At 63.3% G+C, this 14,514-nt stretch carries 14 protein-coding genes; 8 read left to right on the top strand and 6 right to left on the bottom strand.

The features are described 5' to 3' along the window. Positions 1-8: 8 nt before the first annotated feature. The 6 genes from ACE3OV_RS16570 to ACE3OV_RS16545 all read right to left on the bottom strand — a co-directional run bounded on the left by ACE3OV_RS16570 (position 9) and on the right by ACE3OV_RS16545 (position 7,130). Positions 9-1,628: an ArnT family glycosyltransferase gene (locus ACE3OV_RS16570; protein WP_374328596.1), complete on the bottom strand. Its 1,620-nt coding sequence runs from the start codon at positions 1,626-1,628 to the stop codon at positions 9-11. A gap of 60 nt (positions 1,629-1,688) precedes the next feature. After that, positions 1,689-1,913 (bottom strand): 50S ribosomal protein L31, encoded by a 225-nt coding sequence (gene rpmE, locus ACE3OV_RS16565; RefSeq protein WP_374328595.1) that lies wholly within the window; start codon positions 1,911-1,913, stop codon positions 1,689-1,691. 768 nt (positions 1,914-2,681) lie between these two features. Then, positions 2,682-3,941: a transcription termination factor Rho gene (gene rho / locus ACE3OV_RS16560; protein WP_374328594.1), complete on the bottom strand. Its 1,260-nt coding sequence runs from the start codon at positions 3,939-3,941 to the stop codon at positions 2,682-2,684. A gap of 157 nt (positions 3,942-4,098) precedes the next feature. Further along, entirely contained in the window at positions 4,099-4,425 is a 327-nt protein-coding gene (gene trxA, locus ACE3OV_RS16555) for a thioredoxin TrxA (protein ID WP_374328593.1), read from the bottom strand. Between the two features lie 126 nt (positions 4,426-4,551). Next, positions 4,552-5,154 (bottom strand): response regulator transcription factor, encoded by a 603-nt coding sequence (locus ACE3OV_RS16550; protein ID WP_374328592.1) that lies wholly within the window; start codon positions 5,152-5,154, stop codon positions 4,552-4,554. Continuing rightward, positions 5,151-7,130 carry a PAS domain S-box protein gene (locus ACE3OV_RS16545; RefSeq protein ID WP_374328591.1) on the bottom strand — a complete coding sequence of 660 codons (1,980 nt, stop codon included), beginning with the start codon at positions 7,128-7,130 and terminating at the stop codon, positions 5,151-5,153. The genes ACE3OV_RS16550 and ACE3OV_RS16545 overlap by 4 nt, the downstream gene beginning before the upstream one ends. A gap of 128 nt (positions 7,131-7,258) precedes the next feature. On the opposite strand from ACE3OV_RS16545, the gene ACE3OV_RS16540 reads away from it, so the two are divergent. The 8 genes from ACE3OV_RS16540 to ACE3OV_RS16505 all read left to right on the top strand — a co-directional run bounded on the left by ACE3OV_RS16540 (position 7,259) and on the right by ACE3OV_RS16505 (position 14,512). Beyond that, positions 7,259-8,263, top strand: a complete 1,005-nt coding sequence (locus ACE3OV_RS16540; protein WP_374328590.1) for a TRAP transporter substrate-binding protein — start codon at positions 7,259-7,261, stop codon at positions 8,261-8,263. 69 nt (positions 8,264-8,332) lie between these two features. Then, positions 8,333-9,049 (top strand): TRAP transporter small permease, encoded by a 717-nt coding sequence (locus tag ACE3OV_RS16535; RefSeq protein WP_374328589.1) that lies wholly within the window; start codon positions 8,333-8,335, stop codon positions 9,047-9,049. Positions 9,050-9,052: 3 nt separating this feature from the next. Then, complete coding sequence (locus ACE3OV_RS16530) at positions 9,053-10,336, top strand: TRAP transporter large permease (protein ID WP_374328588.1); 1,284 nt, start codon at positions 9,053-9,055, stop codon at positions 10,334-10,336. A 103-nt stretch (positions 10,337-10,439) separates the two neighbouring features. Next, positions 10,440-11,117 (top strand): hypothetical protein, encoded by a 678-nt coding sequence (locus ACE3OV_RS16525; RefSeq protein WP_374328587.1) that lies wholly within the window; start codon positions 10,440-10,442, stop codon positions 11,115-11,117. 73 nt (positions 11,118-11,190) lie between these two features. Beyond that, positions 11,191-11,619, top strand: coding sequence for a nucleoside-diphosphate kinase (gene ndk / locus ACE3OV_RS16520; protein WP_374328586.1), 429 nt, complete (start codon positions 11,191-11,193; stop codon positions 11,617-11,619). Between the two features lie 51 nt (positions 11,620-11,670). Continuing rightward, positions 11,671-12,762, top strand: coding sequence for a 23S rRNA (adenine(2503)-C(2))-methyltransferase RlmN (gene rlmN / locus ACE3OV_RS16515; RefSeq protein ID WP_374328585.1), 1,092 nt, complete (start codon positions 11,671-11,673; stop codon positions 12,760-12,762). After that, entirely contained in the window at positions 12,759-13,580 is an 822-nt protein-coding gene (pilW, locus tag ACE3OV_RS16510) for a type IV pilus biogenesis/stability protein PilW (protein WP_374328584.1), read from the top strand. Before rlmN ends, pilW begins: the two co-directional genes overlap by 4 nt. Then, a complete protein-coding gene (locus tag ACE3OV_RS16505; RefSeq protein ID WP_374328582.1) occupies positions 13,577-14,512 on the top strand; it encodes a helix-turn-helix domain-containing protein in 936 nt (311 codons plus the stop codon). The genes pilW and ACE3OV_RS16505 overlap by 4 nt, the downstream gene beginning before the upstream one ends. Positions 14,513-14,514: the final 2 nt, after the last annotated feature.

Here is a 14,514-nt window from a genome sequence, read left to right as displayed (position 1 = left end):
GCCGGCGTTCAGCGCCGGTAGAGACGGAATTTCTCGCGCCGCTCGCCAGGGCGGCGACCTTCCCAGACCTGCGTCCAGCCGGCATCCGGCGCTGTCAGTTCGCTGCCGCTGCCGACCAGCAGCAGCCAGTGGCACTGGCGCCCGGCCGGACTGTCGTAGGCCATGGGCGCAATATCGACAAAATAGGCGAAAGAGGCCAGTTGCCCCTGGCTCAGACCGCGTTCGGCCAGGCAGCGGCTGCCGTCGGGCAGGGCCCGGGCCACCGCTTCGGCAACCGGACGGTAGCTCTTGCCGTAGTCGAACCAGGGTAGCAGCAGTGCGTTGGCAATCAACCACAGCGTGGTGAAACCCAGGGTCCAGTGCGTCAGGCTGCGGTAGGGCGAGCGTGGCGCGGTGGCGATCAGCCACAGCCAGAACAGCGTGGCGACGCCGCCGATGCAGAGGCCGAGCCAGTGGATTTCGCCGACGAAGCCGGGGCGCAGGACGACCACGCGCTCCGCCAGGCGGGTTGGGAAACCGAGTGCCATCGCCGACCAGGCGACCCAGATCAGCAGCGCGAAGAGGCTGAAAACGCTCATCGCGAACCAGTCGAAGGCATTGGCCGCACCGCGCCGCAGGCTCAAGGCGCCCGGTGTGGCGAGCAGGGCGAGCGGCGGCAGCAACAAGAGCGCCGGGATCTCGCGCGGCCGGTAGGCCCAGGCGAGCAGGAGCAGGGTCAGCAGCAGGAAGGCGAGCGGCAGCAACTGGGCGGGGAAACGCCATTGACTGCGCCGCGTCCACAAGGTCCACAGTGCCAGCGGCAGCGCCGGGAAGGCGAACAGCGGCAGCATGGCCGCGAAACGGCCAAGCGAAACGAAGGAGAACGGGGTTTGCAACGGCGCCAGTTCGGTCGCCAGCCAGGCGGCAAAGCGCGCCGGTTGCGTCAGGTGGAGCACCAGTGGCCAGGGCAGGGCAATCAACAGCCCGATCAGCAGGCCGATCAACAAGGTCTGCAGGGCCTTGTTGCGGTCCGGCGACAGCCACCAGGCAAGCGGAGCGATCGCCAGCAGAGGCAGGGTCGGCGCGATACCGGCACCAAGCAGGCAGGCGGCCAGTGCCAGTCCATAAAAAACGCCGGTCAGGCGCGGTTTGCGACCGATCGTGGCGAGCGCGCCGAGGCCGCCGGCGTAGGCGGCGAGCGCGATCAGCATCGGCTGGGCGTCGTGGGCGTGGATCAGCAGGCCGGCGCAACCAGCCAGCAGCATCGGGCTGGCCGCCGCGCTGTCGGTGCCGTACAACTCGCGCCCGGCGTAGTAGAGGCCGACCAGTGCCAGCGCAATCCAGACGCCGCTGGCCAGGCGCATGGCCTCGTGCGCCGGCAGCAACCAGTCGAAGAGCATGCCGGTCAGCGCTGCGGTCCAGTAATACAGCGGCGGCTCATGGAAAGGCCGACCGGCCAGCGCCGGCGCCAGCCAGTCGCCGGACGACAGCATCTGCCAGGCCGTGCCGATATGGATCGCGTCCTCGCCCTTCCACGGATCGCGACCGAACAGGCCGGCGAGGACGTAGAAGGCGAGCATGCCGGCGAGTACCCAGCCACCCGGAGGCAGGCGGATGCCGCGGCGGATCAGCGTGGCGAAATCAGGCATCGGCAGTAGAAATGAAAAAGGCAGCCCACGGGCTGCCCTTTACGGAGTGACGCAAGCCGATCAGGCAGCAGCCTTGCCGCGCATGGCGCCGAACTTCTGGTTGAACTTCTCGACGCGACCGGCGGTGTCGACGATCTTTTGCTTGCCGGTGTAGAACGGGTGGCAGGAAGCGCAGACTTCGATATGGAAGTCGTTCTTGGGCATCGTGGATTTGGTGGTGAAGACGTTGCCGCAGGAGCAGGTCACTTGCACGTCGTGGTAATTCGGGTGAATTTCGGCTTTCATTTCATATCCTTTAGTCAAGCGATCGGCGGTATTGGCCGATCTGGGAAGCGCGTGATTATCGTTGATTCGAGGTTAGGGGGCAATTGTTTTTTTGGGGTTTTCGCGGTGGGGGGCTGAATTGCTGTTTTCTATGTTGGCTGGCGGGGGGCGTTGTTGTTTTCTGAGCCGCAGTGTTCCGCGCCTGACGCGCGGGCGTACTTTCTTCTTGTTTCGCCAAGAAGAAAGTAGCCAAAGAAGAAGGCGACCCTAGGTCGGCGCCCGCTGCGCGGGTGCCCTGCGCTACTCGGGCAGTCGGGCGGCTGGCTAAACTCGGCCCTGCGGGCCTCAGACAACGCCAGCCGAAGGCCCCCGACTACCCTGCGTTGCTCGGCGCCTTCCAAGGGGCCCGGCAAACCGATCGCAGTTTGGGGCGTATTGGCTTTGTCGATTATTTTGCCAACCCGGCTTTGCGCACCACGGGGTTTCGGGGTCCCCCTGAGAGATGCTGAGCAACGCAGGCGGTCCGGGAGTTGTCGGCTGGCGTTGTCTGAGCCGCGTAGCGGCGAGTTTAGCCAGCCGCCCGGAGCGTCGAGTAGCGCAAGGGACCGGGCGCAGCCCGGCGCCGACCTGGGGGTGGCTTTCTTTTTGGCTACTTTTTCTTGGCCAAACAAGAAAAAGTACGCCCGCGCGTCAGGCGCGGAACCCGGCGCATCAGAACCCAAAGCCGCCCGCCAGAAAAGCAAAAAGGCCGGTTCCCCGGCCTCCCTGCAACAATGCCAGCGAAATTGCTTACCCCCGCCGCATGGCGTCGAAGAACTCCGCGTTGCCCTTGGTCGACTTGACCTTGTCGAGCAGGAATTCCATCGCTTCGAGGTCGTCCATCGGGTAGCAGAGCTTGCGCAGGACCCACATCTTCTGCAGCACGTCGGGCTTCAACAGCAGTTCCTCGCGGCGGGTGCCGGAGCGGTTGACGTTGACCGCCGGGTACATCCGCTTCTCGGCCATGCGGCGGTCGAGGTGGATTTCCGAGTTGCCGGTGCCCTTGAATTCTTCGTAGATGACTTCGTCCATGCGCGAACCGGTGTCGATCAGCGCGGTGGCGAGGATGGTCAGCGAGCCGCCTTCCTCAATATTGCGCGCGGCACCGAAGAAGCGCTTCGGCTTCTGCAGGGCGTTGGCGTCGACACCGCCGGTCAGCACCTTGCCGGATGCCGGCTGGACGGTGTTGTAGGCGCGGGCGAGGCGGGTGATCGAGTCGAGCAGGATAACCACATCCTTCTTGTGCTCGACCAGGCGCTTGGCCTTTTCGATGACCATTTCGGCAACGGCAACGTGGCGCGAGGCCGGTTCGTCGAAGGTCGAGGCGACGACTTCGCCCTTGACCGTGCGCGTCATTTCGGTGACTTCTTCCGGACGCTCGTCGATCAACAGGACGATGAGCACGACTTCCGGGTGGTTGGCAGTAATGGCGTGAGCGATGTTCTGCAGCATCACCGTCTTGCCGGTCTTCGGCGGGGCGACCAGCAGGCCGCGCTGGCCGCAGCCGATCGGCGCGATCATGTCGATGACACGGCTGGTGATGTTCTCGTCGGACTTGATTTCGCGTTCGAGCTTGAGGTGACGCGTCGGGTGCAGCGGCGTCAGGTTCTCGAACATGATCTTGTTCTTGTTGGCTTCCGGCGGGAAGCCATTGATGCGGTCGAGCTTGGTCAGCGCGACGTAGCGCTCGCCGTCTTTCGGGGTGCGGATTTCACCTTCGACGGTGTCGCCGGTGCGCAGGTTGAAGCGGCGCACCTGCGAGGGCGAGACGTAGATGTCGTCCGGGTTGGCCAGGTAGGAAGTGTCGGCCGAGCGGAGAAAGCCATAGCCGTCGGGCAGGACTTCGAGGGTGCCGTCGCCGTAGATGGTTTCACCGTTCTTTGCCTTGGCCTTGAGGACGGCGTAGATCAATTCCTGCTTGCGCATGCGGTTGGCATTTTCAATGGCAAGTTCGGTTGCCATGTCGAGCAGTTTGCTGACGTGCAGGGTCTTGAGTTCGGAAAGTTGCATGGGAGTGTGAGGGCGCTGGAGAATGAGCGCAGGCGTCAGCCCGATGGAAGGGCGCGGAAGCTGAGTGTGCTTGGGGTGATGTATGACGCGGGACGGGACCGTCGCTGGCGTCGCCTGAAGGGGCAGGACGCTCCTTCAGGCCGGGAGACTAAGGGTATTACAGGTTGCTGTCAATAAAGGCAGCAAGTTGCGACTTGGAAAGGGCGCCGACCTTGGTGGCTTCGACGTTGCCGTTCTTGAAGATCATCAGCGTCGGGATGCCGCGAATGCCGTACTTCGACGGGGTTTGCTGGTTGTCATCGATATTGACCTTGGCGACTTTCAGCTTGCCGCTGTATTCGGCGGCGATTTCGTCGAGGATCGGCGAGATCATCTTGCAGGGGCCGCACCATTCTGCCCAGTAATCGACGAGCACCGGCTGCTGTGCCTGCAGCACTTCGCTCTCAAAAGTGTCGTCGGTGACGTAATGGATGTGCTCGCTCATGATTGCCTCGTGGATTCAGGGATGTTGTTCCGGGATGGACGGCGTCTGCCGCAATTCAATGTGGCGTGATGCTAGCGAAAAATGACAGGCAAGGGAAGCGCCAGTCGGTGCTGCGCGGCAGGCGGGTCAACGTCCGCTCTTGAACAGATTGGCAAGTTCGACGGCCGTCTTGACCTGCATCTTGTCGAACAGGTTGGCACGGTGCACTTCGACGGTGCGCATGCTGATGTTCAACTCGTCGGCAATCACCTTGTTGTATTTGCCGGCCAGTACCAGCTCCATGATCTGCCGCTCGCGGGTAGTCAGCCGGCCGATCCGTTCATTGAGGGAATCGGCTTCGGCGTGCGCTTCCCGCTGGTGGGCATCGAGAGCCATGGCCTCGGCGATGCGGCTGACCAGATCGTTGTCGTTGAAGGGCTTTTCGAAGAAGTCGAAAGCGCCGCGCTTGAGTGTGGCGACGGCGAGTGGGACGTCGCCGTGGCCGGTGAGGAAGATCACCGGCAAGGTCGAGCCGCGTTCGAGCAGCTGCTCGAAGCAGTCGAGGCCGGTCATTCCGGACATCCGCATGTCGAGCACGAGGCAGCCGCTGGTGGCGGACGTCCAGGCGGCGAGGAAGGCTTCGGCGGAGTCGTAGGTGGCGTGTGCCAGGCCGCGCGACTGGAGGAGCCAGCTGAGGGCGTCCCGGATCGCGTCGTCGTCGTCGACCAGATGGGCTTGCGGCGTGTTCATGCGTACTCGAGGGGCAGGGTGAAGGTGAATATCGTACCGTTTCCGGTTGGTGAGGCGGGGTGTTTCTCCGCCCACAGCCGGCCGCGGTGGAATTCGATGATCGAGCGACAGATCGACAGGCCGACCCCCATGCCCTCCTGTTTGGTGGTGAAGAAGGCGGTGTACAGCTTGTCCTCGATTTCCGGTGCGATGCCGCAGCCATAGTCGCTGACGCTGACGGCAACTTCGTTTTCGATGATGCGGGCGGCGATGTGCAGAAGACGATGGGCGGGTGGCGTCTCGCTCATGGCATCCATCGCGTTGCGCATCAGGTTGAGCAGCACCTGTTCCAGCATCAGGCGGTCGGCCGGCAGCAGCGGTAGCGGCGGTACGCTGGCTTCGATGCGGATCTGGCGCTTGCGGGTATCGGCCTCGATGAAGCCGAGACAGTCTTCAATCACGTCGCCAAGGTCGCAGGGGGCGCGCTTTGGTTCGCTCTTGCGCACGAAATCATGGACGCGGCGGATGATCCTGCCGGCGCGTTGGGCCTGGACGCCGATTTTTTCGAGCACCGGGCGCAGGTCGCCGCAGGAAAAGTTGTCGGTCGACAGCAGGTTCAGGCAACCGGTGTTATAGCTGGCGATCGCCGCCAGGGGCTGGTTCAGTTCGTGGGCCAGGGTCGAGGCCATTTCGCCCAGGGTCACCAGGCGGGCGGTGAATTGCAGCTGTTCCTGCTGCTGGCGGGCCAGTTCCTCGGCCCGCTTGCGTTCGGTGATGTCGAGCACCGACGCCATCCAGCCGGTGTGCTGGCCGTGGCCGTCGATCAGCTTGGCTTCGTAAACCAGGGCCTGGAAGCGTTCGCCGTTCTTGCGCATGAAGGTGATCTCGAAACCTTCGCTCGGTGCCTGACCGGCCATCACCGCCAGGTGCAGGGCCTGCGTGTCGTCCATGTGCTCGGGCGCCCAGTAGGGCATCGGCGGTTCGTGATCGACCAGTTCGTCGGCGGTAAAACCGGTCATCTTGCAGAAGGCCGGATTGACGTAAATGATCTTGCCTTTCAGGTCACGGGCCCGCATGCCGACCGTCAGCGAGTCTTCCATCGCCGCCCGGAACGCGTGCTCGGCGCGCAGCGCTTCTTCGGCCCGCGAACTTTTCTGCATCAGGTCGCGGACCAGCCACAGGCTCCAGAAAACGCCGCCAGCCAGCAGCAGGATGAAGATGGTGAGCAGGCGCTGCAGGCCGCCCGGCTCGGTGGCGTAATTGCTGACCTTGAGCCGCAGCCCCTGGCCCGGAGGTTCGAAGGGTATCTGGTAGCTGTCGGCGTTGACGCCTTCGAGGTGGGTCTTGCTGGCATACAGGGTGTCGTTGTCGTCGACGATCTCGACCTTGTACTTCTCGGTGAACCACCACGGCACCTGGCTGTTGAGCAGGTCGTTCAGCGGATAGGCAACCAGCAGCATGCCGCTCAGCCCCGCCTTGCCGTAGATTGGCACGAGCAGTTCGACGAAGCTGTCGCCGCCGGGAAGGACCAGCGGGGCGCTGTAAGTCGGTTTGCCGAGGCGGCGGGCGATGTCGAAGGCGAGCGCGGTGGTCGGCGGCGTCAGCAGGGATTCCTCCTGCGGGTTCCGGCCGGGCAGCGAGGCGACGCGCCGGCCTGCGGAATCGAGCCAGGAGATCTGCGAAATCTCCGGGCTGTTTTTCAACAGGTGAGTCGACCTGAGCTGGAACAGTTTTTCCCGCTCGTCGGGGTTGGCCATGTCGACGGCGAGTTGTTGCAGGAGGTCGCGGTTGCCTTCGAGGTGGAAACGCAGGTTCTGCTCCAGCCACAGCACGTCCTTGATCAGGATGTTGCGCTGTTCTTCATGCTCGGAGCGCTGCAGCAGCCAGAGCAGGGCGAGCAGCGCGATCATCAGCAGGACCAGGCCGAGCTTCGGCAGGGTCAACAACCAGCGCAGGCGGCGCTTTTCGGGGCGGTATTTGAGGGTGATCGGAGGCATGGCGCCGATGTTAACCCGCAGTGCAGGATGTGGATATCCACAATACGCAGTTGTTGGTCCTTTCGTAATACTTTGCATCAGTCGCAATTCAATCTTCGCGACATTCCAACTTCAGGAGGAGATAAACAATGAAAGTTTCCAAGCTTCTCGTCGGCCTGTTTGCCTGTGCCGTTTCGCTCGGCGTCTACGCGCAACAGCCGATCGTGATCAAGTTCAGTCACGTCGTCGCCAATGACACGCCGAAGGGCAAGGCCGCCGACTTCTTTGCCCAGAAGGCGGCCGAACTGACCAAGGGCAAGGTCAAGGTCGAGGTTTACGCCAATTCGACGCTGTACAAGGACAAGGAAGAAATGGAAGCGCTGCAGTTGGGTGCAGTGCAGATGCTCGCCCCGTCGCTGGCCAAGTTCGGCCCGCTCGGCGTGAAGGAATTCGAGGTCTTCGACCTGCCCTACATCTTCAATGGCTACGACGACCTGCACAAGGTTACTACTGGCCCGGTTGGCAAGAGCCTGCTGGCCAAGCTCGAACCCAAGGGGATCAGCGGCCTGGCTTTCTGGGACAACGGTTTCAAGTCCTTCTCGGCAAACACGCCGATCAAGATGCCGGATGACCTGAAGGGCAAGAAGCTGCGCATTCAGTCGTCGAAGGTGCTCGAAGAGCAGATTCGCGCGCTGAAGGCACTGCCGCAGGTGATGGCCTTCTCCGAGGTCTATCAGGCGCTGCAGACCGGTGTTGTCGACGGGACCGAGAACCCGATTTCCAACCTCTACACCCAGAAGATGCACGAAGTGCAGAAACATCTGACGCTGACCGAACATGGCTACCTGGGCTATGCGGTGATCGTCAACAAGAAGTTCTGGGACGGTCTGCCGACTGACATCCGCAAGCAGCTCGACGAGGCGATGGTGCAGGCGACCCGTTACGCCAACCAGATTGCCAAGGTCGAGAACGACAACTCGCTGGAAAACGTTCGCAAGAGCGGCAAGACCCAGATTTACTCGCCGACGGCGGCTGAACGTTCGGCCTTCAAGAAGGCCCTGGTGCCGGTGCACAAGAAGATGGAAGGCCGGATCGGCAAGGAAACCATCGACGCGGTCTACAAGGCCACCGGTTTCGATCCGAACAAGCTGTAAGCAACATTTGACCTCCGACGCCCGCTGTTGCGCTCTGCCGCAGCGGGCGTTTTTGCAAGGAGAGGGGATATGGGAAAAATCATTGACCGGCTGGAAGAGTTCATCATCGCCACCCTGATGGCGGTGGCGACCGTGGTCATCTTCGTTTCCGTGGTGCATCGCTACGGTACGGGTTTCGAGATTCCGGGGGTGCAGGACTGGCTGCTCGAAATCAACATGGGCTGGGCCCAGGAATTCTGCATCATTCTTTTCGTCTGGATGGCCAAGTTCGGCGCCGCCTACGGCGTGCGCACCGGCATCCACGTTGGCGTCGATATCGTGATCAACAAGCTGCCGAACAAGCCGCGCGCCGTCATGGTGCAACTCGGCCTGTTCTGCGGGGTGGTATTTACTGCGGTGATTGGTGTTTTCGGCGCTGCCTTCGTCTGGGAAAACGGCATGGCCTACGAGACGCTGAGCCTGTTCGGCAGCGACCCCGGCGCGCATTTCGAGGGACCGACCACGCCTGACCTCGAATGGCCGACCTGGATGGTGTATTCGGCGGTGCCGCTGGGCTCCTTCCTGATGTGCTTCCGTTTCATTCAGGTGATGATCAAGTTTGCCCGCAGCGGCGAGTTGCCGACCCATGACCACGGTCACGTCGAAGGCCTGGAAGAGGGTGAAGTGCTGGTCGTCGGCGAGGCGATTGCCATTGCCGAACAGCGCGAACACGCTCATGCCGGCCTCTCCGACGCCGACTGGGAAAAAGAGCATGGCGCGGAAGACGCGGCCAACAAGGAGAAATAAGCGATGAGCGCACTGATTATCTTTGGCCTGCTGCTGACCCTGATGGTCATCGGCATGCCGGTCGGCGTCGCCCTCGGCCTGACCGTCCTCGGCTTCATGTTCGCCTTCACCGAGACGCCGATCGCTTCGGTGGCGCTGAAGATGTTCACCGGTATCGAGAAGTTCGAGATCATGGCGATCCCCTTCTTCATCCTTGCCGGCAACTTCCTCACCCACGGCGGCGTCGCCCGGCGCATGATCAACTTCGCCACCTCGATGGTCGGCCACCTGACCGGCGGTCTCGGCATGTCGGCGGTGCTGGCCTGCGCGCTGTTCGCGGCGGTTTCCGGTTCGTCGCCGGCAACCGTGGTGGCGATCGGCTCGATCCTGATCCCGGCCATGCTCAAGCAGGGCTTCCCGATGAACTTCTCGGCCGGGGTCGTCGCTTCGGCCGGCGGCCTGGGGATCCTGATCCCGCCGTCGATCGTCATGGTGATGTACGCGGTGACGACCAACTCGTCGGTCGGTGCCCTGTTCATGGCCGGTGTCATTCCCGGCCTGCTGCTGGCGCTGACGCTGGGTGTCACCACCTGGTGGCAGGCACGCAAGGGCGGTTACCCGACCCTGCCCAAGGCTTCCTGGGCTGAGCGTCTGCGCACCTTCCGCGAAGCCTTCTGGGGCTTGATGCTGATCGTCGTGGTCATGGGCGGGATCTACTCCGGCATGTTCACGCCGACCGAAGCGGCAGCGATGTCGGCGGTCTACGCCTTCTTCATCGCGGTGTTCGTGTACAAGGACCTGACCCTCAAGCAGATTCCCAAGGTGCTGCTCGACTCGGCCAACATGAGTTCGATGCTGCTGTTCATCATCGCCAGCGCCATCCTGTTCAGCTTCATCCTGACCTCGGAGCAGATCCCCCAGGATATCGCCGACTGGATCGTTCATCTGGGTCTGGGGCCGATCGGTTTCCTGGTTATCGTCAACCTCCTGCTGCTGGTTGCCGGCAACTTCATGGAGCCGTCGTCGATCATCCTGATCCTGGCGCCGATCCTGTTCCCGGTTGCCGTCGCCCTAGGCATCGACCCGGTGCACTTCGGCATCATCATCACGGTGAACATGGAAATCGGCATGATCACGCCGCCGGTTGGTCTGAACCTGTTCGTCGCCAGCGGCATCACCCGCCGCGGCCTGTCCGAGATGTCGGTGGCAGTGCTGCCGTGGCTGTACGCGATGCTGGTCTTCCTGATCGCCATCACCTACATTCCGGAAATCTCGCTCTGGTTGCCGCGTACCCTGGGCATGCTGTAAAACCGCTGGCGAATCGTTGCAGGCTGGCCGCGCCCTTTGCAAGAGGGCGCGGCCTTTTCGTTCGCTGTGGCACAATTCCGCTTCCGCCGCCCTACTGTCCATCATGAAACTTGCCCTTTCCATCCTTGCGCTGGTCATCGCCGCGCTGGTCGTTCCTTTCCTCATTCCCGGCCTGGGGCAGCGTGACGGCGTCGATCCGAACGCCAACCTGCCCTGGCAGATCGAGCTTGATGGTCAGGGTGGCAGCCGTGTTTTCGGCATCCGGCCCGGCACCCAGACCCTGGGCGAGGCACGCGCAGTGCTGGGGGGCGAGGCGCCGGAAGTCGCCATCGTCGCGGCGCCGGATGAAGTCGGTACGCTGGAGGCTTATTACAACGAAGTGGCGCTCGGTTTCGTGCTCGGCAAGGTGGTCCTGACCATCGACGCGACGCCGGAAATGATCACGGCGATGCGTGAGCGTGCGCCAAAGGGGGAGTACATGGAGAGCACGACGCGCAAGATCTTCCTCCATCCGGACGACAAGCTGGCTGCCGATGCCTTGCCGGTGCGGGCGATCAGCGTCATTCCCAAGGCCAGCCTGGACGAGGCGACCCTGGTCCAGCGTTTCGGCGCGCCCGGGGCGCGGGTGCCGTTCGGCGACAAGCGCGTGCATCTGCTGTACCCGGAGAAGGGGCTCGATGTCGTGGTCGATGCCGCGGGCAAGGAGTTGCTGCAATACGTTGCGCCGCGCGATTTCGAGCGCTTGCGCGAACCCTTGCAAAAGGCAGCCGCCGGCCAGTAAGGCGGGTGCATGCCGGCCTTATCTGCTAAAATTTCCCGTTTTTCAAACGACTAGCTTTTTTCGGAGCAAAACCATGGCTATCGAGCGCACCCTTTCCATCATCAAACCCGACGCCGTCAAGAAGAACGTCATCGGCCAGATCTACTCCCGTTTCGAAGGCGCCGGCCTCAAGGTCATCGCTGCCCGCATGACCTGGCTGTCCGAGCAGGAAGCCGGCCAGTTCTACGCCGTGCACAAGGAACGTCCCTTCTTCAAGGATCTGGTCTCGTTCATGACTTCCGGCCCGGTGATGATCCAGGCGCTCGAAGGCGAGAACGCCATCGCCAAGAACCGTGAGCTGATGGGCGCCACCGATCCGAAGAAGGCCGACAAGGGCACCATCCGCGCCGATTTCGCCGAGTCGATCGACGCCAACGCCGTGCATGGTTCCGACGCCCCGGAAACCGCTGCCGTGGAAGTTGCCTTCTTCTTCCCGGGCATGAACACCTACGCCGGTCGTTGATTTGTGCTTGGCGTGCCGGCCGCTGAGGCTGGCACGATCCCCGGGATGCAGATGCAGAATCTCCTTGATTTAGATGCCGACGGCCTGACCGCCTGGTTTGCCGAGCAGGGCGAAAAGCCCTTCCGGGCGCGCCAGGTGCTGCGCTGGATGCATCGTTCCGGGGTGGCGGATTTCGATGCCATGACCGACATCGCCAAGAGCCTTCGCGAGAAGCTCAAGGCGCGGGCGGTCGTGGCGCCGCCAAAGGTGGTCTCCGACAAGCTGTCGGACGACGGGACGCGCAAGTTCCTGATCGATGTCGGCAACGGCAACGCGGTCGAGACGGTGTTCATCCCCGAGGATGAGCGCGGCACCCTGTGCATTTCCACGCAAGCCGGTTGTGCGCTCGATTGCGCCTTCTGTTCGACCGGCAAGCAAGGTTTCAACCGCAACCTGACGGTGGCGGAAATCATCGGTCAGCTGTGGCAGGCCAACAACGCGCTGGGCGCGGTCCACGGCGACGAACGGGTGATCTCCAATGTCGTCATGATGGGCATGGGTGAGCCGCTCGCCAACTACGACAATACCGTCGCCGCCCTGCGCCTGATGCTCGACGACAACGCCTACGGGCTGTCGCGGCGCCGGGTCACGGTGTCGACTTCCGGTCTGGTGCCGGCGATCGACCGCTTGCGCGAGGAATGCCCGGTGGCGCTGGCGGTCTCGCTGCACGCGCCGAACGATGCGCTGCGCGACCAGCTGGTGCCAATCAACCAGAAATATCCCCTGCGCGAACTGATGGCCGCCTGCCGGCGTTACCTGGAAAAGGCGCCGCGCGACTTCATCACCTTCGAATACACGATGATGGCCGGCATCAACGACAGCGACGCCCACGCCCGCGAGTTGCTGGCGCTGGTGCGCGAGGTGCCGTGCAAGTTCAATCTGATTCCGTTCAATCCCTTCCCGGGTTCGCCGTTCCGGCGCTCGCCAGCGGAGCGGGTGCGGCGTTTCGGTGAAATCCTGATCCAGGGCGGCATCGTCACCACCACGCGCAAGACGCGCGGCGACGACATTGATGCCGCCTGCGGCCAGCTGGCCGGGCAGGTCAAGGACAAGACCCGGCGTACGGCCGGCGCTGTCATTCCCATTCAGGAGTCGAGGTCATGAATCAAGGTATCGGGTTGTTCGGATTTGTCCTGCTGGCCGGCTTGTTCGGTGGTGGGCCGGCTTTCGCACAGTTTGATGGCGCGTTGCCGGCGGCAGCGCAGCCGCCGCTGCGCGAAGAGAGCCAGCCGCTGACGGTGGCCGATCCGCGGACCCGGGCCAAGGTCCATACCGAACTCGGCGCCTTGTATTTCCAGGGCGGCAACCCTGCGGCTGCGATCGATCATCTCGGACAGGCCCTGGAAATCGACAGCAGCTACTTCCAGGCGCTCAGCGTGCGTGGCCTGGTCTATGCATCGCTCAAGGAGTTTGCCAAGGCTGACCGCGATTTCGCCGAAGCGCTGGCGCAGGCCCCGAATGACCCCGAAGTCAATAACAACTACGGCTGGTTTCTCTGCGAAACCGGCAAGCAGCGTGAAGCCATCGCCCATTTCGACCGCGCCCTGCGCGATCCGCTCTACGAGACGCCCGATCTGGCGCTGACCAATGCCGGCAACTGCCTGGTCAAACTGGGCGATGCCGATCAGGCGATGAACTACTACCTGCAGGCGGTGCGGGTTTCGCGCACTGGCGCGGTGGCGGCCCGGCTTGGTCTGGCCGGCCTCATCCACAAGCGCGGTAATTCGGGCGAGGCGCGCGTCTATCTGAACGAGGCCCTGCGCATGATGGAGCCGCCGACTGCCGAAGCGCTCTGGCTGGGCATCCGGATCGAGCGCAAGCTCGGCGACCGGGCGGCCGAGAGCGGTTTTGCCGCCCAGTTGCGCAGCCGCTATCCGACTTCGAACGAATATCAGGAATTCCTCAAGGGCAAGTTTGAATGAGTGAGCAGATCGAATACTCGTCCATGCCGGAGCTGGACGAGCCAGTGCCGTCGGCGGCCTACACTTTGTCCGTCGGCAGGCAATTGCAGCAGGCCAGGGAAGCGCGTGGCCTGACCGTGGGCGATATCGCCCAGGCGCTGAAACTCGGTCCGCGCCAGGTCGAGGCGCTGGAGCGCGATGAATGGACGGATTTGCCGGGAACCACCTTCATCCGGGGTTTCGTGCGTAATTACGCACGCCTGGTCGGCGTCGATCAGCAGCCCCTGATGGCGCATCTCGGCAGCTTGCTGGAAAAGCCGGTCGATACCCTGAACGTACCGGAGGCTGCGCCGGCGACGATGCGCAGCGGCGGCCGCTCGCGCGATCGGGCGGTGGTTGCCATCGGCGTCGGTCTGGTGGTCGTCGCGGTGCTCGCCTATTTCCTGTTGCCCAACGATCTCGCCGCCTGGCGAGCCAGCCTGCAGTCCTTGCTCGATGCGGATCCGTCTACGGAGGAAACCGCCGCCGTGCCGGCGGCGCAGGAGCCGCTTTTTCCACCGACTGACGCTGCCGCGCCGGCACCGGTGCCAGCCCCGTCGCAGCCGGTGCCTGCGCCTGTCGTGCAAGCCCCGATGGCGGCGCCGGCCCCTGCAGCGCCCAGCGTCCTGCCCTCGTTCCCGGCTACGCCGGCGCAGCCAGCTGTGGCCGGCGATACGGCAGGGCAGCTGCGTTTCCACGTGGCCCGCGAATCCTGGGTCGAAGTGCGCGACCGCGACGACGTGGTGGTGTTTTCCCAGCGTCTGCCGGCCGGTAGCGAACAACAGGTCGGCGGCAAGGCGCCGCTGTCGGTGACCATCGGCTATGCGCCTGGAGTCAGCCTGATGGCGCACGGCAAGGTCGTCGATCTGGCGCCGCATACCCATGGCGATGTCGCCCGTCTGCTGGTGGAATAAGC

Source organism: Azonexus sp. (assembly GCF_041909095.1).
In the GTDB taxonomy this organism is placed as follows: Bacteria; Pseudomonadota; Gammaproteobacteria; order Burkholderiales; family Rhodocyclaceae; genus Azonexus.
The sequence above is the reverse complement of the archived record's forward strand: the minus strand, read 5'-3'. Positions and strand labels throughout refer to the sequence as shown.

Bases quoted from the DNA above. Each gene is read 5' to 3' on its own strand.
- trxA (WP_374328593.1), bottom strand. From the start codon at position 4,425: ATGAGCGAGCACATCCATTACGTCACCGACGACACTTTTGAGAGCGAA.
- ACE3OV_RS16550 (WP_374328592.1), bottom strand. From the start codon at position 5,154: ATGAACACGCCGCAAGCCCATCTGGTCGACGACGACGACGCGATCCGG.
- ACE3OV_RS16530 (WP_374328588.1), top strand. From the start codon at position 9,053: ATGAGCGCACTGATTATCTTTGGCCTGCTGCTGACCCTGATGGTCATC.
- ACE3OV_RS16540 (WP_374328590.1), top strand. From the start codon at position 7,259: ATGAAAGTTTCCAAGCTTCTCGTCGGCCTGTTTGCCTGTGCCGTTTCG.
- ACE3OV_RS16535 (WP_374328589.1), top strand. From the start codon at position 8,333: ATGGGAAAAATCATTGACCGGCTGGAAGAGTTCATCATCGCCACCCTG.
- ndk (WP_374328586.1), top strand. From the start codon at position 11,191: ATGGCTATCGAGCGCACCCTTTCCATCATCAAACCCGACGCCGTCAAG.
- ACE3OV_RS16570 (WP_374328596.1), bottom strand. From the start codon at position 1,628: ATGCCTGATTTCGCCACGCTGATCCGCCGCGGCATCCGCCTGCCTCCG.
- rho (WP_374328594.1), bottom strand. From the start codon at position 3,941: ATGCAACTTTCCGAACTCAAGACCCTGCACGTCAGCAAACTGCTCGAC.
- rpmE (WP_374328595.1), bottom strand. From the start codon at position 1,913: ATGAAAGCCGAAATTCACCCGAATTACCACGACGTGCAAGTGACCTGC.
- ACE3OV_RS16505 (WP_374328582.1), top strand. From the start codon at position 13,577: ATGAGTGAGCAGATCGAATACTCGTCCATGCCGGAGCTGGACGAGCCA.
- ACE3OV_RS16525 (WP_374328587.1), top strand. From the start codon at position 10,440: ATGAAACTTGCCCTTTCCATCCTTGCGCTGGTCATCGCCGCGCTGGTC.
- pilW (WP_374328584.1), top strand. From the start codon at position 12,759: ATGAATCAAGGTATCGGGTTGTTCGGATTTGTCCTGCTGGCCGGCTTG.
- rlmN (WP_374328585.1), top strand. From the start codon at position 11,671: ATGCAGAATCTCCTTGATTTAGATGCCGACGGCCTGACCGCCTGGTTT.
- ACE3OV_RS16545 (WP_374328591.1), bottom strand. From the start codon at position 7,130: ATGCCTCCGATCACCCTCAAATACCGCCCCGAAAAGCGCCGCCTGCGC.